This is a genomic window from Glycomyces sp. NPDC047010 (assembly GCF_040644205.1).
GTDB lineage: Bacteria > Actinomycetota > Actinomycetes > Mycobacteriales > Micromonosporaceae > Glycomyces.
This window is the reverse complement of record NZ_JBEYVY010000001.1, coordinates 88,940-113,337: the sequence shown is the minus strand read 5'-3', so window position 1 is coordinate 113,337 and position 24,398 is coordinate 88,940. Positions and strand designations below refer to the sequence as shown.

21 protein-coding genes are annotated in these 24,398 nt (G+C 67.9%); 18 read left to right on the top strand and 3 right to left on the bottom strand.

Annotation, left to right across the window (positions count from 1 at the left end):
* Positions 1-51: 51 nt before the first annotated feature.
* Positions 52-1,683, bottom strand: a complete 1,632-nt coding sequence (locus AB0A65_RS00560; RefSeq protein ID WP_359943960.1) for an ABC transporter permease — start codon at positions 1,681-1,683, stop codon at positions 52-54.
* The gene (locus tag AB0A65_RS00555; protein WP_359943959.1) at positions 1,680-2,600 is read right to left on the bottom strand and encodes an ABC transporter ATP-binding protein; all 921 of its coding nucleotides are present in this window, start codon (positions 2,598-2,600) and stop codon (positions 1,680-1,682) included. Before AB0A65_RS00555 ends, AB0A65_RS00560 begins: the two co-directional genes overlap by 4 nt.
* Positions 2,601-2,692: 92 nt before the next feature.
* On the opposite strand from AB0A65_RS00555, the gene AB0A65_RS00550 reads away from it, so the two are divergent.
* From AB0A65_RS00550 to AB0A65_RS00500, 11 genes are all read left to right on the top strand, one after another.
* Positions 2,693-3,214, top strand: a complete 522-nt coding sequence (locus AB0A65_RS00550; protein ID WP_359943956.1) for a helix-turn-helix domain-containing protein — start codon at positions 2,693-2,695, stop codon at positions 3,212-3,214.
* Between the two features lie 58 nt (positions 3,215-3,272).
* Positions 3,273-3,554, top strand: coding sequence for a preprotein translocase subunit SecE (secE, locus tag AB0A65_RS00545; protein WP_198667517.1), 282 nt, complete (start codon positions 3,273-3,275; stop codon positions 3,552-3,554).
* A gap of 254 nt (positions 3,555-3,808) precedes the next feature.
* Entirely contained in the window at positions 3,809-4,540 is a 732-nt protein-coding gene (gene nusG, locus AB0A65_RS00540; protein WP_359943952.1) for a transcription termination/antitermination protein NusG, read from the top strand.
* A 148-nt stretch (positions 4,541-4,688) separates the two neighbouring features.
* Positions 4,689-5,120 carry a 50S ribosomal protein L11 gene (rplK, locus tag AB0A65_RS00535; protein WP_106361868.1) on the top strand — a complete coding sequence of 144 codons (432 nt, stop codon included), beginning with the start codon at positions 4,689-4,691 and terminating at the stop codon, positions 5,118-5,120.
* A 94-nt stretch (positions 5,121-5,214) separates the two neighbouring features.
* A complete protein-coding gene (gene rplA / locus AB0A65_RS00530; RefSeq protein WP_359943949.1) occupies positions 5,215-5,910 on the top strand; it encodes a 50S ribosomal protein L1 in 696 nt (231 codons plus the stop codon).
* A gap of 271 nt (positions 5,911-6,181) precedes the next feature.
* Entirely contained in the window at positions 6,182-6,718 is a 537-nt protein-coding gene (gene rplJ, locus AB0A65_RS00525) for a 50S ribosomal protein L10 (protein ID WP_359943947.1), read from the top strand.
* 39 nt (positions 6,719-6,757) lie between these two features.
* The gene (rplL, locus tag AB0A65_RS00520; protein ID WP_359943942.1) at positions 6,758-7,141 is read left to right on the top strand and encodes a 50S ribosomal protein L7/L12; all 384 of its coding nucleotides are present in this window, start codon (positions 6,758-6,760) and stop codon (positions 7,139-7,141) included.
* A 189-nt stretch (positions 7,142-7,330) separates the two neighbouring features.
* Positions 7,331-8,602: a hypothetical protein gene (locus tag AB0A65_RS00515; protein ID WP_359943940.1), complete on the top strand. Its 1,272-nt coding sequence runs from the start codon at positions 7,331-7,333 to the stop codon at positions 8,600-8,602.
* 792 nt (positions 8,603-9,394) lie between these two features.
* The gene (locus tag AB0A65_RS00510) at positions 9,395-12,826 is read left to right on the top strand and encodes a DNA-directed RNA polymerase subunit beta (RefSeq protein WP_359943937.1); all 3,432 of its coding nucleotides are present in this window, start codon (positions 9,395-9,397) and stop codon (positions 12,824-12,826) included.
* 83 nt (positions 12,827-12,909) lie between these two features.
* Positions 12,910-16,800, top strand: coding sequence for a DNA-directed RNA polymerase subunit beta' (locus AB0A65_RS00505; RefSeq protein WP_359943934.1), 3,891 nt, complete (start codon positions 12,910-12,912; stop codon positions 16,798-16,800).
* Positions 16,801-16,961: 161 nt separating this feature from the next.
* Complete coding sequence (locus tag AB0A65_RS00500) at positions 16,962-17,267, top strand: AbrB/MazE/SpoVT family DNA-binding domain-containing protein (RefSeq protein ID WP_359943931.1); 306 nt, start codon at positions 16,962-16,964, stop codon at positions 17,265-17,267.
* Positions 17,268-17,570: 303 nt separating this feature from the next.
* On the opposite strand, the gene AB0A65_RS00495 is transcribed toward AB0A65_RS00500, so the two are convergent.
* Positions 17,571-17,759: a hypothetical protein gene (locus AB0A65_RS00495; protein WP_359943928.1), complete on the bottom strand. Its 189-nt coding sequence runs from the start codon at positions 17,757-17,759 to the stop codon at positions 17,571-17,573.
* Positions 17,760-17,812: 53 nt separating this feature from the next.
* Between AB0A65_RS00495 and AB0A65_RS00490 the strand changes: the two genes are divergently transcribed.
* The 7 genes from AB0A65_RS00490 (at position 17,813) to rplC (ending at position 24,398) form a co-directional block, all read left to right on the top strand.
* Positions 17,813-18,151, top strand: a complete 339-nt coding sequence (locus AB0A65_RS00490; RefSeq protein ID WP_359943925.1) for a hypothetical protein — start codon at positions 17,813-17,815, stop codon at positions 18,149-18,151.
* Positions 18,152-18,758: 607 nt separating this feature from the next.
* Positions 18,759-19,130: a 30S ribosomal protein S12 gene (gene rpsL / locus AB0A65_RS00485; RefSeq protein ID WP_091053661.1), complete on the top strand. Its 372-nt coding sequence runs from the start codon at positions 18,759-18,761 to the stop codon at positions 19,128-19,130.
* A gap of 2 nt (positions 19,131-19,132) precedes the next feature.
* Complete coding sequence (gene rpsG, locus AB0A65_RS00480; RefSeq protein ID WP_359943922.1) at positions 19,133-19,603, top strand: 30S ribosomal protein S7; 471 nt, start codon at positions 19,133-19,135, stop codon at positions 19,601-19,603.
* Between the two features lie 12 nt (positions 19,604-19,615).
* Positions 19,616-21,724 carry an elongation factor G gene (gene fusA / locus AB0A65_RS00475; protein WP_359945535.1) on the top strand — a complete coding sequence of 703 codons (2,109 nt, stop codon included), beginning with the start codon at positions 19,616-19,618 and terminating at the stop codon, positions 21,722-21,724.
* Positions 21,725-21,850: 126 nt separating this feature from the next.
* Positions 21,851-23,044: an elongation factor Tu gene (gene tuf / locus AB0A65_RS00470; protein WP_359943920.1), complete on the top strand. Its 1,194-nt coding sequence runs from the start codon at positions 21,851-21,853 to the stop codon at positions 23,042-23,044.
* Positions 23,045-23,434: 390 nt separating this feature from the next.
* Positions 23,435-23,743 (top strand): 30S ribosomal protein S10, encoded by a 309-nt coding sequence (gene rpsJ / locus AB0A65_RS00465; protein ID WP_026922761.1) that lies wholly within the window; start codon positions 23,435-23,437, stop codon positions 23,741-23,743.
* A gap of 7 nt (positions 23,744-23,750) precedes the next feature.
* Positions 23,751-24,398: a 50S ribosomal protein L3 gene (gene rplC / locus AB0A65_RS00460; protein WP_359943917.1), complete on the top strand. Its 648-nt coding sequence runs from the start codon at positions 23,751-23,753 to the stop codon at positions 24,396-24,398.

The following is a 24,398-nucleotide window of genomic DNA, read 5'->3' as shown; positions in this document are numbered from 1 at the left end:
GCCGCCGGTCCGGGGTGTTGTCGGACCGGCGGCGCCCGGTTTCCCTTGCGATCAGTTGAAGCTGAGGTTCCGGCGGCGCAGCCCCGCGTATCCGAAGGCCGCCAGGGCGGCCGCGATCACGGTGAGCACGACCAGTGCCGCGGCCGAGAAGTCCTCGGCCGGGTAGTTCCCGAGGTGGTCGAACGGCGAGACCGCCATCGCCCACTCCGGGAGGTTGAGCAGGGTGCCGAAGTAGACGACGAGGAGCGTCCACGTCCACGCGAGCCACCGCAGCCAGCCCGCGCGCGGCAGCCACGCGAAGGCCGCGAACACGAACGCGACGAGCACCCAGATCGCGGGGAGCTGCACGAGCGTGCCGATGAGGATCTTCCCGAACAGGTCGCCGTCGCCGCCCGCGCCGACCGCGGCCAGCCCGAGGCCGCCGAGGAGGTTGGTGACGGTGGCGGTGAACAGCGCGGCGGGCAGGTACGTGCCGGGCCAGCCGAGGCGCGACACGGGTCCGGCGGCGATGAGCTCGCCGCGCCCGACGGTCTCCTCCTTGCGGCCGCGGCCGACGACGAGCACGCCGAACAGGGCCGCGACGATCGCGTTGATGGAGATGAACGTGGTCGCGAAGCTCAGTTGCAGCGTGGCCCCGCCCCGGTCGAGGATCTCCTTCTGCGCCTGGGACAGCCCGTCGGCGAAGTCGTCGGCGCCGCCGAGGACCGAGCCGTACGCCATGCCCAGCAGCAGGAGCGTGATCGCGCCGGTCCAGATGAGCCCGCGGGTGAGGCGGAACGTCAGCGCCCCGGCGGACTTCAGGCCCGGCTTGGCCTCGGCGCGGCCGCGGCGGGCCGCGAACATGCCCTGCCCGAAGTCGCGGTGCGCGACCAGCGTGAACGCCACGAGCACCGCCGCGACCGCGACGAGCAGCGACACCAGGAGCGGCCACCACCGCTGCTCGGGCGTGTACACGAACGTGAGCTGCGACCAGCCGATCGGGGAGAGCCAGGTCGCCCAGTTCCCCTCGGCGTTCCCGGCGCCCGCGAACAGCACCGACGCGCCGAGCGCGGCCAGCCCGTACCCGGTCGCCGTGGAGGCGTTCTCGCTCAGCTGCGCGGCCACGGCCGTGAGACTCGCGAAGACCAGGCCGACCGCGGTGTGGACGGCCCCGAACAGGAGCGGGCTGGTCCCGTCCCCGCCGTCGAGGCCCGTGGCGGCGAGCGCGAGGAGCCCGCCGAGGACGACCGCGGCCCCGGCGCTGACGAGCAGCGCGGCGGCCAGGTCGGCGCGGCGCCCGATCGGCAGCGACCGGATGACCTCGGACCGCGAGGTCTCCTCGTCGGCCCGGGTGAGGCGGGTGACCAGCAGGACGAACATGACGGCGGTCATCGCGCAGGTCCACAGGATCATCCGGTGGGAGAACAGCGCGCCGACGCTCTCGGCGTACGCGTGGACGTACTCGACCGGCCCGCTCATGGAGAGCATCGCGGGGGAGCTCATCGTGGCCGCGAACCCGACCCGCTCGGCCTCGGTCGTGTACTGGTCGGCGATGACGGGCACGACCATCCAGGTGAACCCGGCGATGCCCGCGATCCACCAGAACAGGAACATGCGGGACCGGCGGAGCTGGAACCGGAGGATCTTGCCGGTCCCGGCGAGCGTCCCGAGGCCGTCCTCGATCTCCGCTGCTGCGGTGGTCATTTCCCGTTCCCCTCGTGGACGCCCGACGCGGCGAGCTCGTCGCCGTAGAAGCGCATGAAGATCTGCTCCAGGGACGGCGGCTCGCAGGTGAGCCCGGCGACGCCCGCGACGGCGAGCTGCGCGAGCACGTCGTCGAGCGCGGAGGCGTCGACGGTGCAGTCGATGTCGAGGCCGTCGGCGGCCAGGTCGTGGACGCCCTCGTGGTCCTCCAGGCCCCGCACGGGGTTCTTCAGGGTCGCGCGCAGCCGCGAGCGCGACAGGTGCCGCATCTCGGCGAGCGAGCCGGTCTCGACGATGACGCCCTTGCGGATGATGCTCACCCGCTCGCACAGCGCCTCGACCTCGCTCATGATGTGGCTGGAGAGGAGCACGGTGCGGCCCTGGGCGGCGGCCTCCTTGACGCACTCGTTGAAGACCGCGCCCATGAGCGGGTCGAGGCCGGAGGTGGGCTCGTCGAGCAGGAGCAGGTCCACGTCGGCGGCGAACGCGGCGACGAGGGCGACCTTCTGCCGGTTGCCCTTGGAGTAGGAGCGGCCCTTCTTGCGCGGGTCGAGGTCGAAGCGCTCCAGGAGCTCGTCGCGCTTGCCCTTGTCGGTGCCGCCGCGCAGGCGCCCGAGCAGGTCGATGGTCTCCCCGCCGGTGAGGCCGGGCCACAGGGCGACGTCGCCGGGCACGTAGGCGAGGCGCCGGTGGAGCTCGGCGGCGTCCTTCCAGGGGTCGGCGCCGAAGAGCTCGGCGCGGCCCTCGTCGGACCGGAGCATCCCGAGGAGGACGCGGATGGTGGTGGACTTGCCGGCGCCGTTCGGGCCCAGGAATCCGTGGGTCTCGCCTTGGGCCACTTCGAGGTTGAGATGATCGAGCGCGGTCACGTGACCGAAGCGCTTGACCAGGTTCTCAGTGCGGATCACTGCGTTCATGCGCTCAAGCTATCATAGTTTTCACAAATTTGTGAAACCTATGGAGCGTCAAGATACCATCAAGACCCATCAGGGCGCGGCGAAGGAGAGACATGGAAGAGCACAGCGCGGAGCGCAAGGCCATGCTCGACTACGTGGAGCAGTTCGCCGCGATCCTGGTCGGCAGCGGCATGCAGCGCATGGCCGCGCGGGTCTTCACCTACATCCTCGTGGACGACGAGGAGACCTACACGGCCGCCGAGATCGCCGAGGGCCTGAGCATCAGCCTCGCCGCCGTCTCCGGCGCCGTGCGCGAGCTGCTCGCCGCCGGGCTCGTCTTCAAGACCCGCCGCGCCTCCACCCGCGCCGACGTCTACCGCCTCAACGACGAGGACATCTGGGGCGGCATCATGCTCGATCGCTCCGGCTTCCTCGACCGCTACCGCGACACCGCGGTCGTCGGCATCGAGACCCTCCCCGTCGGACCGGGCCGCGACCGTCTCATCCAGACCGCCGCGTTCATGGAGTTCATCAAGGTGGAGATGCGGCTCATGCACGAGCACTGGCGGGAGCGCAAGCTGGAGATCAGCGCCGCTTACGAAGCGCGACGCCGCGACGCGGACGCGTCCGGCTAGTCCGGTATGCTGCAAGCCTGACCGCCCCGATCAGAGACGAACCCTGGAGGAAGCCGACGTGGCCGACGACACCAGCCGCTCCGATGCGACCGCCGACAAGGGTCGTCCCACCCGCAAGCAGGGCGAGAAGACCGCCGAGCGCAATCCCTTCAAGAAGCTCGGGCGGTTCCTGCGCGAGGTGGTCGAGCAGCTCCGCAAGGTCGTCTACCCGACCCGCCGCCAGCTCATCACCTACTCGATCGTGGTGCTCGTCTTCGTCGGCATCATGATGGCGTACATCGGCGGGCTCGACCTGCTCTTCGGCGACCTCGTCCGCCGGGCCTTCGGCGCCGACTCCTAGCTTCCGCGGCCCCGCCCGGGCCGCCCGGTTCGCGTGACCTGCGCCGTTTCGACGGTGCCTGAGTCGCGGCGCGCCGCGGAGCGGCTACCCTAGTGGGTATGACGCGCGCCGGTTCCGCCGGCGCGCGACTTCACAGGCGGCCCTGGCCGAGGCGGCGGGACCGCCCGGCGCCGCGGCGCCGCCGCATCCGAGAAACCGAAGCACAGTCGCAGTGTCCGCCGTCGGCGGGCACCGAGCCGGAATGAGAGTCAAGCGTGTCTGAGTTCGACGAGGCCTTCAAGAACGAAGCCGCGGCGCAGGCCGCCGCTGCGCAGGTCGCGGACGTCGACGACGAGCCGGAGACCGACGAGGAGTCCGCGGAGCCCGCCGAGCCCGAGGTCGACCCGGCGGAGGCGCTGCGCGCCAAGCTGCGCTTCGCCCCCGGCGAGTGGTACGTGCTCCACTCCTACGCCGGCTTCGAGAACCGCGTGCGCTCGAACCTGGAGAACCGCATCCAGTCCTTCGACATGGAGGACTACATCTACCAGATCGAGGTCCCCACCCACACCGAGGTGGAGATCAAGAACGGCAAGCGCTCCAAGGTGGAGGCCAAGGTCTTCCCCTCGTACGTGCTCGTCCGCATGGAGATGACGCCCGAGTCCTACTCGGTCGTGCGCAACACCCCGGGCGTGACCGGCTTCGTCGGCGTGGTCGACCGCACCGACCGGCCCAGCCCGCTCCCGCTCGACGAGGTCATCCAGTGGCTGCTCCCGCCCGAGCAGAAGCCCAAGGACGAGTCCTCGGCCGACGCCTCCTCGTCCGACCCGGACATCAAGGTCGACTTCGTCGAGGGCGAGTCCGTGACCGTGGTCGACGGCGCGTTCGCCTCGATGCCCGCCACGATCAGCGAGATCAACGCCGAGCAGCAGAAGCTCAAGGTCCTCGTGTCGATCTTCGGCCGCGAGACCCCGGTCGAGCTCAACTTCAACCAGGTCTCGAAGCTGTAGCACGAGCTACAGCTCACATACCTCCGTTCAGGGGCCCTGCCGTCCGGCAGGTACCCTGGAACGGTTGCGCAGCTGCTTGTCGCTGCTGCGCGCTCGCAAGAAGACGCGGGGGAACGGCCCCGCGTAATCCCAGGAAGAGAAGGACACGATGGCTCCCAACAAGAAGGCCGTTGTGACGTTCAAGCTGGAGCTCCAGGGTGGTCAGGCCACTCCGGCTCCGCCGGTGGGCCCCGCCCTCGGTCAGCACGGCGTCAACATCATGGAGTTCTGCAAGGCCTACAACGCGGCCACCGAATCCCAGCGCGGCGAAGTCCTCCCCGCTGAGATCACGGTGTACGAGGACCGTTCGTTCACGTTCGTCCTCAAGACCCCGCCGGCCGCGAAGCTCCTGCTCAAGGCCGCCGGCGTCCCCAAGGGCTCGGGCGAGCCGCACCGCGTCAAGGTCGGCAAGGTGACCTCGGCCCAGGTGCGCGAGATCGCGGAGAAGAAGCTCCCCGACCTCAACGCCAACGACCTCGACGCCGCGTCGCTCATCGTCGCCGGCACCGCCCGCTCCATGGGCATCACCGTCGAGGGCTAGCGCCACCCGAACGTCACTTCCGCCGGCACCGCCGGCGGCGAACCCAGTGGAGGGGCGCGCGCCCGCCCACACCACGACATCCGAAGGATGGAACATGAAGCGCAGCAAGAAGTACCAAGACCTGTTCAAGAAGGTCGACCGGACGCAGTTCTACGCCCCGGCCGAGGCCACCGGCCTCGCCAAGGAGACCTCCCCGACGAAGTTCGACGCCACTGTCGAGGTCGCCCTGCGCCTGGGCGTCGACCCGCGCCAGGCCGACCAGCTCGTCCGCGGCACCGTCTCCCTGCCCCACGGCACGGGCAAGACCGTCCGCGTCATCGTCTTCGCCGAGGGCGACAAGGCCGAGGCCGCCGTCGCCGCGGGTGCCGACGAGGTGGGCTCCGACGAGCTCGTCAAGCGGATCTCCGAGGGCTGGCTCGAATTCGACGCCGCCGTCGCCACTCCCGACCAGATGGCCAAGATCGGCCGGATCGCGCGGATCCTGGGCCCGCGCGGCCTCATGCCGAACCCGAAGACCGGCACCGTCACGCCGGACGTCGCCAAGGCCGTCACCGAGATCAAGGCCGGCAAGATCGCGTTCCGCGTGGACAAGCACGCGAACCTGCACCTGCCGATCGGCAAGACCAGCTTCTCGGCCGAGCAGCTCGCGGAGAACTACAACGCGGCCCTCGAAGAGGTCCAGCGTCTGAAGCCCGCCAGCTCGAAGGGCGTCTACATCAAGAAGTCCACGATCTCCACCACCATGGGCCCGGGCATCCCGGTCGACCCGCAGGCGGTCAAGATCAAGTAGCGCCTCCTAGGTGTGACGCAGCCCCGGTACAGGTCTCCTGTGCTGGGGCTGCGTCGTCGACCGTGTAAGGTTGGAACTCAACAACCCATAGACCGTTCGGTCACCGCTTTGCGCGGTTGTAAACCCTCCGGGGACCGACGTAGGGCGACTACTCGAAGCGACCATGGTGCGGGCTCCGGCCCGAAGGTCCCAGTGATGAGGCGTCCGCGAGGGCGCCTTTTTTGTCGCCTCCGCACGGTTGTGGATTGACCAGCCGAGAAAGGAGGGAAACATGGCTGACAGGGAATACCCGGCGGGCAAGACGACCGCCATCGCCGAACTCGCCGACGAGTTCTCCAACGCGACCGCCACGGTGCTCACCGAGTACCGCGGGCTGACCGTTGCCGAACTGCGCGAGCTCCGGCGTTCCCTCGGCGAGGGGACGCAGTACCGCGTCGCCAAGAACACCCTCGCCAAGCGCGCCGCCAACCAGGTCGGTGTCACCGGCCTGGACGAGCTGTTCGTCGGCCCCACCGCGATCACCTTCATCCAGGGTGACCCGGTCGAGGCCGCCAAGGGGCTCCGCGCGTTCGCGAAGTCGCACGAGGCCTTGGTGATCAAGGGCGGGTACATGGAGGGCAAGCCCCTCTCCGTCGATGAGATCAACAAGCTCGCCGACCTCGAATCGCGTGAGGTGCTGCTGGCGAAGCTCGCCGGTGCGCTCAAGGCCACCGCGCAGAAGACCGCCTCCGTGCTCGCCGCCCCCGCGGGGCAGGTCGCACGGCTCGGCGCGGCGCTGCAGGACAAGAAAGCGGCCGCCGGGGAGTAATCCCCAGCAGGTCCGAGACTTTACAGAAAGGAACACACCATGGCTAAGCTGTCCACCGACGAGCTGCTCGAGCAGTTCGAGGGCATGACCCTCCTCGAGGTCTCCGACTTCGTGAAGGCGTTCGAGGAGAAGTTCGACGTCACCGCCGCCGCCCCCGTCGCCGTGGCCGCCGTCGCCGGCGCCGCCGGTGGCGAGGAAGCCGCTGTCGAGAAGGACACGTTCGACGTCGTCCTCGACTCGGCCGGCGAGTCGAAGATCAAGGTCATCAAGGAGGTGCGCGCCCTCACCGGGCTCGGCCTGAAGGAAGCCAAGGAGCTCGTCGAGAGCGCCCCCAAGGCCGTCCTCGAAGGTGCGAAGAAGGACGACGCGGAGAAGGCCAAGGAGGCCCTCGAAGGCGCCGGCGCCTCCGTGTCGCTCAAGTAGCACTCCTGTTAGACGCCAGGGGCCTCCCAGCCCTGGGTACGGAGACCGGGGTCGCACTGCATCGCGCAGTGCGGCCCCGGTTTCGTGCCACCCGAGAGATTTTCAGAAGATTCCTCGAAGCCTTGCAACGAAATCCGGGCACCGCCTCGTCTTGCGGGTAGACACACCTGACACGCGAGGAGAACGACGATGCCCGGGACAAGAGGGGCCGCCGCCGTAGGTGCGGCCGCCGTGCTGGCGCTCACCGCCGGCTGCGGCATGCTCGGCCTCGGCGAGGACGCCGAGAAGTCCGATGCGGACCGTCTGGTCGAGATGCTCAACGAGAGCAACCGCATCGACTCAGAGCTCGCCGCCGCCGAGTTCCGGATCGTCGAGCAGTGCCTGGAGGCCGAGGGTTTCACCGTCCACGAGCCCTGGATGATGCAGGCGTACGAGCCCGAGGTGCAGGACTCGCTCACCTCCTACTACCCCCACGAGGGCTTCCTCGTCGGCGCCGACGAGGCGGCCGAGTACGGCTTCGGCATGTGGGCGAACAGCCCCGACGGCTGGGAGGACCCGGCCGCCGAGGACTACTACGCCGCCGAGGAGGAGGAGTACGAGGAGGAGGGCACCTGGGAGGAGCCCGACACCACCGAGTGGGACGCCCTCACCCCCGAGGAGCAGTACGGCTGGTACGTCGCCTACCAGGGCCAGGAGTACGCCGAGTGGTCCTACGGCACCGCCCAGGACTACGCCGACATGATGAACGGCGAGGGCGAGTGGGCCGAGGACGCCGTCGAGATGCCCGGTGAGGACGAGTCCGCCGAAGAAGAGGTCGTCGACGACGGCTCGATCGACGTCGGCGAGGACGACATGGGCGAGGAGCCCAAGCCCGGCGGCTGCCAGCTGGAGATGATCGAGGCCCTCTACGGCGAGCCCCAGCTCGTCGAGGAGACCTACGAGGGCGAGGGCGGCGCCGAGGAGTCCTACTCCTACTGGTCCTACCGCCCCGAGAACCCCTCCTGGGGCGACGAGACCATGTGGGAGGACATCGAGGCCGAGTACGGCGCGAAGATGGCCGACCTCCAGGGCGAGCTCGTCGACTGCATCACCGGCAAGGGCTACGAGGGATGGGAGTTCGACGAGTACAACTCGCTCCCCGTCTACGAGTTCTTCAACGCGCTCTACTACCAGGACGCCTCGGAGGAGGAGAAGGACATGATGATGTCCGACTCCGACGCCGTGATCGCGCCGATCCCCGACGACGCCGGGGACTCGTACGAGGACTGGAAGGCGTACGAGATCCAGACGGCCGTCGACTTCGACGCCTGTGGTGAGGAGTCCGGTTACGCCGACGCCTCCGAGAAGGCGTACGAAGAGGTCCACGTCGAGGCCTACGCGGCCATCGAGCAGGACGTCTACGCCTGGCAGGAGGAGATGAACGACGCGATCAGCAAGGCCCAGGAGCTCCTGGACGCCTAGCCCGCCGTTCACACCACCCAAGACCACCTCTCTATCGGGGAAGAAAAGGCCCGGGTCGCGCAGATGGGGCGCGGCCCGGGCCGCCCCGTTCCCGCCGCCGAGCCCGCGTCACCTTCACGGCGCGGGCTCGTTGTACAAGTGCGGCGGCCTCGCCGCCGCAGGAGCCCGGGCGCGAGACGCCGCTTCTCGGCGGGGCTCCGGCCTGAGCCGGACCCGGCCGCGGGCGACGCGCAGGCGTCCCGCGCCCGCACCTTCCGCGACACGCCCGGGACGGGCCCTCCGCGCGGCGCGTTCCGCCGCCCCGAGGGACGCATCGTGCCTGCATCCCGCCCGCTCCGCACGACCGGGCCGAAGGGGCGCATCCGGGCGAATTAGACGCCTGACTTGACGAAGTGTGACTTGATCCTGCAAACTAGTTCCTCAAGCGCCACTGTGTGGCGCAGAGGCAGGACAGCACGACGGCCCCCACGCGGGACCGGCCCAGACCGGGAGGAACTTCGGCAGCCAGAGAGATGGTCGTCACCACTCACCCCGCCGCACGGTGGGGCAGTTGACAGTCTGCCGGAGTGTACGCTAGGGTAATAATTTGCGCTGCCTCCTTCACGCCTTCTTGACGCGGTGAGGGTCGCGGACGGTGGGGATTCCAGGCTTTCGACTCACGTTTGACGTCATGCCCAGCATGACCGCTCGTTTCGATGCCCGTATCCGGCTGTCCTCGTCGATCCCGCATCGATGCGGTGACTGTGGCATGCGCCGGCCGTCGTAACACTCAGGTCCTCGGAAGGACGAATCTTGGCAGCTTCCCGCACTGGCAAGACCAGCTCCAGCAAGAGCAAGCACGCTCCCCGCCGTATCTCGTTCGGCAGGATCGAAGAGAAACTCGAAGTCCCGAACCTTCTGGCGCTCCAGACCGACTCGTTCGACTGGCTCGTCGGCAACGAGACCTACCGCGCCCGCGTGGGCGAAGACGCAGTGAGCGGCCTCGACGAGATCCTCGAAGAGATCAGCCCGATCGAGGACTTCTCGGGCACCATGAGCCTGTCCTTCTCCAACCCTCGCTTCGACGAGGTCAAGGCCCCGATCGAGGAGTGCCGCGAGAAGGACCTCACCTACTGCGCCCCGCTGTTCGTCACGGCGGAGTTCATCAACCACACCACCGGCGAGATCAAGAGCCAGACGGTCTTCATGGGCGACTTCCCCATGATGACCCCGAAGGGCACCTTCATCGTCAACGGCACCGAGCGCGTGGTCGTCTCGCAGCTCGTCCGCTCGCCCGGCGTGTACTTCGACAAGCAGCCCGACAAGACCTCGGACCGCGACCTGACCAGCGCGAAGGTCATTCCCGGCCGCGGCGCGTGGCTGGAATTCGACGTGGACAAGCGCGAGACCGTCGGCGTGCGCGTCGACCGCAAGCGCCGCCAGGCCGTGACCGTGCTGCTCAAGGCCATCGGCTGGGACAACGACCGCATCCGCGAGCGCTTCGGCTGGTCCGAGCTCATGATGGCGACCCTGGAGAAGGACACCATCAACTCGCAGGACGAGGCCCTGCTCGACATCTACCGCAAGCTCCGCCCGGGCGAGCCGCCGACGAAGGACAACGCGCAGTCGCTGCTGGAGAACCTGTTCTTCAACAAGAAGCGCTACGACCTCGCCAAGGTCGGCCGGTACAAGGTCAACAAGAAGTTCGGCCTGGACCACCCGATCTCGACCGGCGTCCTCACCGAGGACGACCTCGCGTCGACGATCGAGTTCATGCTGCGCCTGCACTCGGCCGAGCCGGGCTACGCGCCCGACGACATCGACCACTTCGGCAACCGCCGCCTGCGCACCGTGGGCGAGCTCATCCAGAACCAGATCCGGGTGGGCCTCTCGCGCATGGAGCGCGTCGTGCGCGAGCGGATGACGACCCAGGACGTCGAGGCGATCACGCCGCAGACCCTGATCAACATCCGCCCCGTCGTGGCCGCGATCAAGGAGTTCTTCGGGACCTCGCAGCTGTCGCAGTTCATGGACCAGGTCAACCCGATCACGGGCCTGACCCACCGCCGTCGCCTCTCGGCGCTCGGCCCCGGTGGTCTGTCCCGCGACCGCGCCGCCATGGACGTGCGCGACGTTCACCCGTCGCACTACGGCCGCATGTGCCCGATCGAGACGCCGGAAGGCCCGAACATCGGCCTCATCGGCGCCATGTCGACGTTCGCCCGCGTCAACCCGTTCGGCTTCATCGAGACGCCGTACCGGAAGGTCGTGGACGGCAAGGTCTCCGACGAGGTCAACTACCTGACCGCCGACGAAGAGGACCGCTTCACCATCGCGCAGGCGAACCAGCTCCTGAACGAAGACGGCTCGTTCGTCGACGCGCAGGTCCTGGCCCGCGGCCGCGGCGGCGAGGCCGAGCTCCTCACCGCCGACGAGATCGACTACATGGACGTCTCGCCGCGCCAGATGACCTCGGTCGCGACCGCGCTGGTGCCGTTCCTGGAGCACGACGACGCCAACCGCGCCCTCATGGGCGCGAACATGCAGCGCCAGGCCGTGCCGCTCATCAAGACCGACTCGCCGCTGGTGGGCACCGGCATGGAGTACCGCGCCGCGGTCGACGCCGGCGACGTGGTCGTCGCCGAGGCCGACGGGACCGTCGAGGACTCCAGCGCCGACTACATCACCATCTCGCAGGACAACGGCATGCGCCGCACCTACCTGCTGCACAAGTTCCGCCGCTCCAACGCGGGCTCGTGCATCAACCAGGTGCCCCTGGTCACCGAGGGGGAGCGCGTCGAGGCCGGCCAGCCGATCGCCGACGGCCCGTCCACGGACAAGGGCGAGATGGCGCTCGGCAAGAACCTGCTGGTCGCGTTCACCACCTGGGAGGGCCAGAACTTCGAGGACGCCATCGTGCTCTCCTCGCGCCTGGTCGAAGAGGACGTGCTCACCTCGATCCACATCGACGAGCACGAGGTCGACGCCCGCGACACGAAGCTCGGTCCGGAGGAGATCACCCGGGACATCCCGAACGTCGGCGAGGAGATGCTCTCCGACCTGGACGACCGCGGCATCATCCGCATCGGTGCCGAGGTCGAGGACGGCGACATCCTGGTCGGCAAGGTCACGCCCAAGGGCGAGACCGAGCTGACCCCGGAGGAGCGCCTGCTCCGCGCCATCTTCGGCGAGAAGGCCCGCGAGGTCCGCGACACGTCCCTGAAGGTCCCGCACGGCGAGGCCGGCACGGTCATCGGGGTGCGCACCTTCAGCCGCGAGGACGGCGACGAGCTGTCCCCGGGCGTGAACGAGCTGGTCCGCGTGTACATCGCGCAGAAGCGCAAGATCGGCGTGGGCGACAAGCTCGCCGGCCGCCACGGCAACAAGGGCGTCATCTCGAAGGTCGTGCCGCAGGAGGACATGCCGTTCCTCCCCGACGGGACCCCGATCGACATCCTGCTCAACCCGCTGGGCGTGCCCGGCCGAATGAACATCGGCCAGGTACTGGAGGTCCACCTGGGCTGGGCGGCGAAGACGGGCTGGAAGCTGGAGGGCTTCGACGAGGCCTGGCAGCAGGCCCTGAAGGCCATCGGCGCCGACGAGGCCCCGGCGGACTCCAAGGTCGGGACGCCGGTGTTCGACGGCGCCCACCCCGAGGAGGTCCAGGGCGTCCTGGCGAACACGCTGCCCAACCGCGACGGGATGCGCATGGTCGCCCCGACCGGCAAGGCGCAGCTGTTCGACGGCCGCTCCGGCGAGCCGTTCCCGGACCCGATCTCGGTCGGCTACATGTACATCCTGAAGCTGAACCACATGGTCGACGACAAGATCCACGCGCGTTCGACCGGTCCGTACTCGATGATCACCCAGCAGCCGCTCGGCGGCAAGGCCCAGTTCGGCGGCCAGCGCTTCGGTGAGATGGAGTGCTGGGCCATGCAGGCCTACGGCGCGGCGTACGCGCTCCAGGAGCTGCTGACGATCAAGTCCGACGACGTCGTGGGCCGCGTGAAGGTCTACGAGGCGATCGTCAAGGGCGAGAACGTCCCCGAACCGGGCATTCCCGAATCGTTCAAGGTGCTGCTCAAGGAGCTCCAGTCGCTCTGCCTCAACGTGGAGGTGCTGTCCGCCGACGGGCAGGCCATCCAGATGACCGAGAGCGACGACGAGGTCTTCCGCGCGGCCGAGGAGCTCGGGATCGACCTGTCCCACGAAGAGCCCTCGAGCGTGGACTTCGAGAGCGCCTGACGTCGAGTGGGGGCCCGCTCAGGGCCCCCGCCTTACGTCTCATCCCATCCTTACAGAAGCAGCACAAGGGGAAGAAGAGTTCAGTGCTCGACGTCAACTTCTTCGACAAGTTGAAGATCGGCCTCGCCACCGCGGAGGACATCCGGCAGTGGTCTCACGGCGAGGTGAAGAAGCCCGAGACCATCAACTACCGGACCCTCAAGCCCGAGAAGGACGGTCTCTTCTGCGAGAAGATCTTCGGTCCGACCCGGGACTGGGAGTGCTACTGCGGCAAGTACAAGCGCATCCGCTTCAAGGGCATCATCTGCGAGCGCTGCGGCGTCGAGGTGACGCGCTCGAAGGTCCGCCGCGAGCGCATGGGCCACATCGAGCTGGCCGCGCCCGTGACGCACATCTGGTACTTCAAGGGCGTCCCCTCGCGCCTGGGCTACCTGCTGGACCTGGCGCCGAAGGACCTTGAGAAGGTCATCTACTTCGCGGCCTACGTGATCACCGCCGTCGACGACGAGGCGCGCCAGCGCGACCTGCCGACGCTGGAGAACGAGATCGTCGCCGAGAAGCGCCACCTGGAGCAGCAGCGCGACGCCGCGATCGAGGAGCGCGCCTCGAAGCTCGAAGCCGACCTGGCCGAGCTGGAGGCCGAGGGCGCCCGCGCCGACGTCCGCCGCAAGGTCAAGGACGGCGGCGAGCGCGAGATGCGCCAGATCCGCGACAAGGCCCAGCGGGAGATCGACCGCCTCGACGAGGTCATGGACACGTTCCGCAAGCTGGACGTGCGCCAGCTCATCGGCGACGAGATGCTCTACCGCGAGCTCCAGCAGCGCTTCGGCGAGTACTACACCGGCGGGATGGGCGCGGAGTCCATCAAGAACCTGCTGGAGAACCTCGACCTGGACGCCGAGACGATCAACCTGCGCGAGACCATCGCGACGGGCAAGGGGCAGAAGAAGCTCCGCGCGCTCAAGCGCCTGAAGGTCGTGGCCGCGTTCCAGGCCACCGGCAACTCGCCGCTGGGCATGGTCCTCGACTGCGTGCCGGTGATCCCGCCGGAGCTGCGCCCGATGGTGCAGCTCGACGGCGGCCGGTTCGCGACCTCGGACCTGAACGACCTGTACCGCCGCGTCATCAACCGGAACAACCGGCTCAAGCGCCTGATGGACCTCGGTGCGCCCGAGATCATCGTGGCGAACGAGAAGCGGATGCTCCAGGAGTCGGTGGACGCGCTGTTCGACAACGGCCGCCGCGGGCGTCCGGTGACGGGTCCGGGCAACCGCCCGCTCAAGTCGCTGTCCGACATGCTCAAGGGCAAGCAGGGCCGGTTCCGCCAGAACCTCCTCGGCAAGCGCGTGGACTACTCGGGCCGTTCGGTCATCGTGGTCGGCCCGCGCCTGAAGCTGCACCAGTGCGGCCTACCGAAGCAGATGGCGCTGGAACTGTTCAAGCCGTTCGTGATGAAGCGCCTGGTGGACCTGAACCACGCGCAGAACATCAAGTCGGCCAAGCGCATGGTCGAGCGCGCGCGCCCGGTCGTGTGGGACGTGCTCGAAGAGGTCATCTCCGAGCACCCGGTCCTGCTCAACCGCGCGCCCACGCTGCACCGCCTCGGCATCCAGGCGTTCGAGCCGCAGCTCGTCGAGGGCAAGGCCATCCAGCTGCACCCGCTGGTGTGCACCGCGTTCAACGCGGACTTCGACGGCGACCAGATGGCCGTGCACGTGCCGCTGTCCGCCGAGGCCCAGGCCGAGGCCCGCATCCTGATGCTGGCGTCGAACAACATCCTGAAGCCCTCGGACGGCAAGCCGGTGGCCCTGCCCACGCAGGACCAGATCATCGGCCTGTACTACCTGACCCACAAGTCCGAAGGGCGCGTGGGCGAGGGCCGGGCGTTCGCCGACGTCGGCGAGGCGCAGATGGCGAAGGACCGCGGGGAGCTCGACCTCCAGTCGCCGATCCGCATCCGCCTGGACGGCATCCAGCACATCAACAACGGCGGCGGCGCCGAGCCGTGGACTGCTCCTGAGGAGTGGACCCCGGGCGAGCCGCTGCTGGTGGAGACGACGCTGGGCCGCGTGTTCTTCAACGAGTGCCTGCCGCCGGACTTCGAGTACGTCAACTACGAAGTCCGCAAGGGCCAGCTGTCGAACATCATCCACGACCTGTCCGAGCACTACTCGAAGGTGCAGCTGGGCGCCTGCCTGGACGCGCTGAAGTCCGCGGGCTTCCGCTGGGCCGGCTGGTCCGGTGTGACCATCGGCATCGAGGACGTCGTGGAGCCGGCCCACAAGGCCGAGATCCTGGAGAAGTACGAGGCGGACTCCGCCAAGATCGACAAGCAGTACGTCCGCGGCCTGATGACGGCCGAGGAGCGGCGCGGCGAGCTCACCGAGATCTGGACCAAGGCCACGGCCGAGGTGCTCGAAGACCTCAACGAGACGCTCCAGCCGGAGAACCCGCTGTGGCAGATGATCAACTCCGGGGCCCGGGGCAACATGCTTCAGCTCCGCCAGATCGCCGGCATGCGCGGCCTGGTGGCGAACCCGAAGGGCGAGATCATCCCGCGCCCCATCAAGTCCTCGCTGCGCGAGGGCCTGACGGTGCTGGAGTACTTCATCTCGACCCACGGTTCCCGCAAGGGCCTCGCCGACACCGCGCTGCGGACCGCCGACTCGGGTTACCTGACCCGTCGCCTGGTGGACGTGTCGCAGGACGTCATCATCCGCGAGGACGACTGCGGGACCGACCGGGCGCTGGACTTCCAGTTCGCGACCGAGGTCGACGGGCGCCTGATCGAGTCCGACATCGTCGACTCCTCGATCGACGCGCGGAACCTCGCCGAGGACGTCGAGGTCGACGGCAAGGTGGTCCTGGAGCGGAACACCTCGCTGAACTCCGACCACATCGCGACGCTGCTCGAAGCGGGCGTGCAGAGCGTCAAGGTCCGCTCGGTCCTGACCTGCGAGTCCCGCCAGGGCGTGTGCGCGGCCTGCTACGGCCGTTCGATGCCCACGGGCGAGAAGGTCGACCTGGGCGAGGCCGTGGGCATCATCGCGGCGCAGTCCATCGGCGAGCCGGGCACCCAGCTGACCATGCGTACGTTCCACACCGGTGGTGCGGCGACGTCGCAGGACATCACGCAGGGCCTGCCGCGTGTGCAGGAGGTCTTCGAGGCCCGCATCCCGAAGGGCAAGGCGCCGATCGCCGAGGCGAGCGGCACCGTGCGCATCGAGGACGCGGAGAAGTCGCGGAAGATCATCATCACGCCGGACGACGGCTCCGAGGAGATCGTGGTCGACAAGGTGCCGCGCCGTCTGCGCCTGCGCGTGGGCGAGGGCGAGCACGTCGAGGTCGGCGAGAAGCTCGTCGAGGGCACGATCGACCCGCACGAGCTGCTGCGCGTGCTCGGTCCGCGGAAGGTCCAGCGCCACCTGGTGGAGCAGGTCCAGGACGTGTACCGGTCGCAGGGCGTGATGATCCACGACAAGCACATCGAGATCATCGTGCGCCAGATGCTCAAGCGGATCACGATCATCGACTCGGGCACGTCGGAGTTCCTGCCGGGCTCCCTGGTCGACCGGCTCTCCTTCGAGGAGGAGAACCGCAAGATCATCGCCAACGGCGGCGAGCCGGCCTCCGGCCGCCCGCAGCTGATGGGCATCACCAAGGCGTCCCTGGCGACGGAGTCGTGGCTGTCCGCGGCCTCGTTCCAGGAGACGACCCGCGTGCTCACCGAGGCCGCGATCTCCGGCAAGTCCGACTCGCTGGTCGGCCTGAAGGAGAACGTCATCCTCGGCAAGCTCATCCCGGCCGGTACCGGCATCGCCAAGTACCGCAACGTCTCCGTCGAACCCACCGAGGAAGCCAAGGCCGCGGTCTACTCCCTCGGCGGCTACGAGGACACCACCGCCTCGGCCTTCGCCTACGGCGGCGGCCCGGCCGTGAGCCTTGAGGACTCGTACGACCTGGGGACCTTCTAGCAACACCCGCCGATTCCCGACGGCATGCAAGAAACCGGTGGGCCGGTGGCGCGAAGCGCCACCGGCCCACCGGCGTTTCAAGAAGGCAAGAAGGCAAGAAGTGCTACAATCGGAAATATTGAACATCCTGGGGAGGGTGTCTCGCGGCAGAGGAGCAACGCATGGAACCCGAGATCATCGCGACCTGCACCGCTCGAATCCGCCAGAAGGGACAGATCACTCTTCCGAAGGAGGTTCGAAAGGCTTTGCAAGTCAAAGAAGGCGACACCATCAGGTTCAACATCCACGAGGATGGGGTGGTCACGATGGAAGGCGTTGTCGAGATCCCCGCCGATCAGCGGTGGTTCTGGACTTCTGAATGGCAGGCAGGCGAGCGCGAGGTGGAGGCGGAGATCGCTGCGGGGGGCAGCGGCAAGGTCTTCGACGACATCGATGAGATGTTCGAGTACCTGAACCGGGAGCGCTAGCTGTTGTGGTTCCGACCTATGAACCGTCTTCCAAGTTCGACCAGGACTGGGAGCGACTCAGTGACGAGCAACGGGAGCGGTTCTTGAAAGCGATGCGCGACTTCAAAGCTGACTTGTCGGCAGGGACGCAACCTCGTCCCGGACTTCGAGTGAAGGGAGTGAAGTCGGCCCCGGGGGTTTTTGAACTGACCTGGGCTCCCGACGGACGCGCTACTTGGTCGTACGGTGGCGAGAAAGTCCCAGGCGAACCCCATATCGTCTGGCGGCGGATCGGCACGCACGACATCTTCAAGAATCCGTGAGTCAGCGGCGGTGCGAAGCGCCGCCGCTGTCGTCGTTCTTCTCGGGAATTACGGTGTTCCACTCGGGCTCGTCTTCGAGGCCGTCCCCGACGGTCGAGTCCCAGAGCCCGGCGTCTTCTGAGGCGAACCATTCATCCCAGGCTTCTTTGTACTGTTCCTTGAGCTCTGCATCGCTCGGGCGGTTTGTCATGCCGGGATGTTCCCTCGTCCGAGGGTGGGGCGCAACCCCAATAGGATGGGTTGATGGAGTCTGGGGTTCGGCATCCGGAGGATCCGGAGCCGGTGGAGTCGACGAAGGTCGTGGCGGCCAGGATGCTGGCCGGGGTGGGGGCGGCGCTGTCGGTGTTCGTCGGCGGTGCGATCCCGGCGGTGATGGCGCTCATGCTGGCCCGGCAGGCCGAGGCGGACATCCGGGCCTCGGAGGGGTTCCTGCTGGGGGCGTCGCGATTGCCGGGGATCCGGCGGACGGCGTGGACCGCACTGGGGATCGCGGGGGCCGTTGTCGTTGCGGCGCTGCTGGTCTGGGTGATCTCGATGGCCCGCTCGGCGGGCCAGGAGCCGTACGGCGGCGGGGTCGCCTGACATCCCGGGGAAGCCCTGGTGAACAAGCACTCCCACCGGGCTCCCCGCGCGGGGACCGCGCGTCCCGCGAGATAAGATGGCTGCGGTGTGCTTACCGCGCCGCATGGACGAGGCATCGCCCTTTCGCCCCGGGCTCCGTGACACTGGACACGGATGCCGCTCAGGGCGAAATCGGCTTTGACCTTGTTCGTTAGGCTAGGTAGGCTTCTCCCTTGCGCCTGGACACCGCTTTGAGCGGCATGGTGGCCCTGTCAACTCCGGCAGCTCGGTCCCCGTGAGAGCCAGGCCAGGTTGCGTGTCTGCAAGGCACTCGGGACTCCCGTCCCGCGGGCCGGCGCCATCGGCACGCATCCCTCGCACTGGGGGCTTCGCGAACACGGCTCTTTAGCCGGTCTCCGAGGAGATCGCTTCGCGAACGCGTCTGAACTCGCATTGCGGCGGACTTCGGTCTGCCGGGGCGCGGGTATGGGTCCGGAGAGACGCGACACGCCCGAACGCGGGGGACGGGAACCCACGCCACTGAGCAGCGCTTGCGCCTGCTCCGGCATGGGGGACAGATGGCGTCGGAACAGAGTACGCAACCGCACTGTTGAGAGGGGTCCGCCTAGTGCCGACTATCCAGCAGCTGGTCCGCAAAGGCCGCCAGGCCAAGACCAGCAAGAACAAGACGCCCGCGCTGAAGGGCTCGCCGCAGGCCCGCGGCGTCTGCACGCGCGTGTACACGACCACGCCCAAGAAGCCGAACTCGGCCATGCGCAAGGTCGCCCGCGTCCGTCTCATGAACGGCACCGAGGTCACCGCCTACATCCCCGGCGTCGGCCACAACCTCCAGGAGCACTCCATCGTGCTGGTCCGCGGCGGCCGTGTCCGCGACCTCCCGGGTGTCCGCTACAAGATCATCCGCGGCGCGCTGGACACCCAGGGTGTCCGCGACCGCAAGCAGGCCCGCAGCCGCTACGGCGCGAAGAAGGAGAAGTAGGCATGCCGCGTAAAGGTCCCGCGCCGCGCCGGCCGCTTACCGCCGACCCGGTCTACAACTCGGTGCTCGTCACCCAGCTGATCAACAAGGTGCTCAAGGACGGCAAGCGCCGCCTCGCCGAGCGGATCGTCTACGAGGCCCTTGAGAACTGCCGCAAGAAGGCCGACTCGGACCCCGTGGTGATCCTCAAGCGCGCCCTCGACAACGTGAAGCCGACCCTTGAGGTCCGCTCCCGCCGCGTCGGCGGCGCCACCTACCAGGTCCCCGTGGACGTGCGCCCCCAGCGCGCCACCACCCTGGGCCTTCGCTGGCTCGTCGGGTTCTCCCGCGACCGCCGCGAGAAGAGCATGGTCGAGCGTCTGACCAACGAGATCCTGGACGCCTCGAACGGTCTCGGTGCCGCGGTCAAGAAGCGCGAGGACACGCACAAGATGGCCGATTCCAACAAGGCGTTCGCGCACTACCGCTGGTAGTGAGAAGGAGACATCGTGGCTAACAAAGCCAACGCAGAGCTCGCCAAGCTCCGCAACATCGGCATCATGGCCCACATCGATGCCGGTAAGACCACCACGACCGAGCGCATCCTGTACTACACGGGCGTGTCGCACAAGATCGGTGAGGTCCACGACGGCGCTGCCACGATGGACTGGATGGAGCAGGAGCAGGAGCGGGGTATCACCATCACCTCCGCTGCGACCAAGTGCGAGTGGGACGACCACGTCATCCAGATCATCGACACGCCCGGCCACGTCGACTTCACCGTCGAGGTGGAGCGTTCGCTGCGCGTGCTCGACTCCGCGATCGCCGTCTACGACGGCGTGGCCGGCGTGGAGCCGCAGACCGAGAACGTGTGGCGCCAGGCGAACAAGTACGACGTCCCGCGCATGTGCTTCGTCAACAAGCTCGACCGCACGGGTGCGAACTTCTTCCGCTGCGTCGAGATGATGCGCGACCGCCTCAACTCCAACACCGCGGTGATCCAGCTCCCGATCGGGAACGAGGCCGACTTCATCGGCGTCGTCGACCTGGTCGAGATGCACGCCAAGGTGTGGCGCGGCGAGACCGGCCTCGGTGAGCACTACGAGATCGAGGAGATCCCGGCGGACATGGCCGACCAGGCCGCCGAGTACCGCGAGAAGCTCATGGAGACCCTCTCGGACGTCGACGACGAGTTCGCCGAGCGCTTCCTGGAGGGCGAGGACATCTCGGTCGCGGACGTCAAGGCCGCCATCCGCAAGGCCACGATCGCGAACGAGATCAACCCGGTCATCTGCGGTACCGCGTTCAAGAACAAGGGCGTCCAGCCCCTGCTCGACGCGGTCATCGACTACCTGCCGAGCCCGCTCGACATCCCGGCGATCCAGGGGACCCTCACCGACAACGAGACCCCGGCCGAGCGCCACCCGGACGTCGAGGAGCCCTTCGCGGGGCTGGCGTTCAAGATCCAGACCGACAAGCACCTCGGTCGTCTCACCTACGTCCGGATCTACTCGGGCACGGTCGAGACCGGCACTCAGGTCATCAACTCGACCAAGAGCCGCAAGGAGCGCATCGGCAAGATCTACCAGATGCACGCCAACAAGCGCGAAGAGCGCGGGTCGGCGCAGGCGGGCGACATCATCGCGGTGCAGGGCCTCAAGGGCACCACCACCGGCGACACGCTGTCGGACTCGTCGAACCAGGTCATCCTGGAGTCGATGATCTTCCCCGAGCCGGTCATCGACGTGGCCATCGAGCCGAAGTCGAAGGCCGACCAGGACAAGCTGGGCACCGCGATCCAGCGCCTGGCCGAGGAGGACCCGACCTTCCGCGTCAAGACCGACGAGGAGACCGGGCAGACCGTGCTCTCGGGCATGGGCGAGCTGCACCTCGACATCATGGTCGACCGCATCAAGCGGGAGTTCAACGTCGAGGCGAACATCGGCAAGCCCCAGGTGGCCTACCGCGAGACGATCACGCAGCGCGTCGAGAAGGTCGAGTACCTGCACAAGAAGCAGACCGGCGGTTCCGGTCAGTTCGCGCGGGTGCTCGTCAACCTCGAACCGCTGGAGATGAAGTCGAACGAGGACGAGATCTTCGCCTTCGACGACAAGATCACCGGCGGCCGCATCCCGCGCGAGTACATCCCGTCGGTGAAGGCCGGCGCGGAGTCCGCGCTGGAGGACGGCGTCCTGGCGGGCTACCCGCTGGTGGGCGTCAAGATGGAACTGGTCGACGGCCAGTACCACGAGGTCGACTCCTCGGAGATGGCCTTCAAGATCGCGGGTCGCATGGCGCTGAAGGAGGCCGCGAAGCGGGCTCGTCCGGTGATCCTCGAACCGCTGATGGCCGTCGAGGTCATCTGCCCTGAAGAGAACATGGGCGATGTCATCGGCGACATCAACTCCCGTCGCGGCATGGTCCAGGAGATGGGCGAGCGCGGCAACGACCGCACGGTCGTGGCCAAGGTGCCGCTGTCGGAGATGTTCGGTTACGTCGGCGACCTGCGGTCGAAGACGGCCGGGCGCGCGAACTACTCGATGCAGTTCGACACCTACGCCGAAGTCCCGACGAACGTCGCCAAGGAGATCATCGCCAAGGCGACAGGCGAGTAAGCGGCTCCCCGCCCGAGCCTGGGCGGGACCGCTGACCACCTGTTGCCAGCAGAGGCGCTGAAATCCGAAGCGACGCAATAGGTCAGATAAGTCAAACCAGATTTACCCAGTCCACAGGAGGACGAAGTGGCTAAGGAAAAGTTCGAGCGGACCAAGCCGCACGTGAACATCGGCACGCTCGGTCACGTCGACCACGGCAAGACCACGCTCACCGCCGCGATCACCAAGGTCCTGCACGACAAGTTCCCGGACCTCAACCCGTACACGCCGTTCGACGAGATCGACAACGCTCCCGAGGAGCGCCAGCGCGGTATCACCATCTCGATCTCGCACGTCGAGTACCAGACCGAGGCGCGTCACTACGCGCACGTCGACTGCCCCGGTCACGCCGACTACATCAAGAACATGATCACCGGCGCGGCCCAGATGGACGGCGCGATCCTGGTCGTGTCCGCGGCCGACGGCCCCATGCCGCAGACCCGCGAGCACGTCCTGCTCGCCCGCCAGGTCGGCGTTCCCTACGTCGTCGTGGCGCTCAACAAGGCCGACATGGTCGACGACGAGGAGATCCTCGAGCTCGTCGAGATGGAGGTCCGCGAGCTGCTGTCCGACCAGAACTTCCCGGGCGACGACGCCCCGGTCGTGCAGGTCTCCGCGCTGGGCGCCCTCGAAGGCGAGCAGAAGTGGGTCGACGCGGTCGCCGAGCTCATGCAGGCCGTCGACGACTCGGTCCCGGAGCCGGAGCGCGCCACTGAGCTCCCGTTCCTGATGCCGATCGAGGACGTCTTCACGATCACCGGCCGCGGCACCGTGGTCACCGGTCGTGTCGAGCGCGGCGTGCTCCTCCCCAACGAGGAAGTCGAGATCGTCGGCATCCGCGAGGGCGCCATCACCACCAAGGTGACCGCCATCGAGATGTTCCGCAAGACCCTCGACGACGCGCGCGCCGGTGAGAACGTGGGCCTCCTGCTCCGCGGCACCAAGCGCGAAGAGGTCGAGCGCGGCATGGTCGTCGTCAAGCCTGGCACGACCACCCCGCACACCGACTTCGAGGCCGCGGTGTACATCCTGTCGAAGGACGAGGGCGGACGCCACACCCCGTTCTTCAACAACTACCGCCCGCAGTTCTACTTCCGCACCACCGACGTGACCGGCGTCGTGACCCTCCCCGAGGGCACCGAGATGGTCATGCCGGGCGACAACACCGACATGAAGGTGGAGCTCATCCAGCCCATCGCCATGGACGAGGGCCTGCTCTTCGCGATCCGCGAGGGCGGCCGCACCGTCGGCTCCGGTCGTGTGACCAAGGTCGTCAAGTAAGACCCGTTCCGGGGCGGTCCGCGAGGGCCGCCCCGGTTCATTCGCGTCCGGGGAGCGTCGTCCTGTGACGTCCCGGACGCGAATACACCTGCATCCGCGTAACCTGTCCCACTGTTCCCCGACCCCAGCTTGCTGGGCATTCGGGGGAGCAGGCATAATATTCAGGTTGCGTTCGCACCAGCGCGCTTTCGACGTGCGCGGTGCTCACGCCCGGCCCGCGGGCCCTAGTAGGCGCTGTTGCTGTGCTGAGAGGGACCGTTCACGACGGGCAGGCGGGCGAGCCAGAAAGGCCGGCAGAGGGCATTCGCGTGCCCGAGCCAGTCTCAAACTCGCGACACGCCCGACCGCGTGGAGCGGTCTGAACAGCCAATTTACGTTAGGTTAGGACACATGGCGGGACAGAAGATCCGCATCAGGCTGAAGGCCTACGACCACGAGGTCGTGGACTCCTCGGCCCGCAAGATCGTGGAGACGGTCACCCGTACCGGTGCTGCCATCTCCGGGCCGGTGCCGCTGCCGACCGAGATCAACCGTTTCTGCGTCATCCGGTCGCCGCACAAGTACAAGGACTCGCGAGAGCACTTCGAGATGCGCACCCACAAGCGCCTCATCGACATCCTCGACCCGACCCCGAAGACGGTCGACTCGTTGATGCGCCTTGACCTCCCGGCCGGCGTCGACATCGAGATCAAGCTGTAGGGGACCAATGGACAGGCAGATCAAGGGAATCCTGGGCACCAAGCTCGGCATGACCCAGGTTTGGGACGAGAACGGCCGCGCCGTTCCCGTCACTGTGGTGCAGGCCGGCCCGAACGTGGTCACCCAGGTCCGCAAGCCCGACGTCGACGGCTACTCGGCCGTCCAGCTGGGCTTCGGCGACATCAAACTCAAGAACGTCACCAAGCCGCTCCAGGGGCACTTCGAGAAGGCCGGCGTCGCGCCGCGTCGCCACCTCGTCGAACTGCGCACCTCGGACGCCGCCGACTACGAGCTCGGCCAGACGGTCGAGGCCACCTCCTTCGAGGCCGGCCAGATCGTGGACGTCACGGGCACCACCAAGGGCAAGGGCTTCGCGGGCGTCATGAAGCGCCACGGGTTCGGCGGTCTCCCCGCCAGCCACGGTGCGCACAAGGTCCACCGCGCCCCCGGTTCCATCGGCGGCTGCGCGACCCCGGGCCGCGTGTTCAAGGGCATGCGCATGGCCGGCCGCCACGGCGGCTCGCGCCACACCACGCAGAACCTGCGCGTCCAGGCGGTCGACGCCGAGCGCGGGCTCCTGCTCATCGTGGGTGCGGTGCCCGGTCCGAAGAACGGCCTGGTGCTCGTCCGCTCCGCAGTGAAGCAGGTGGCATAA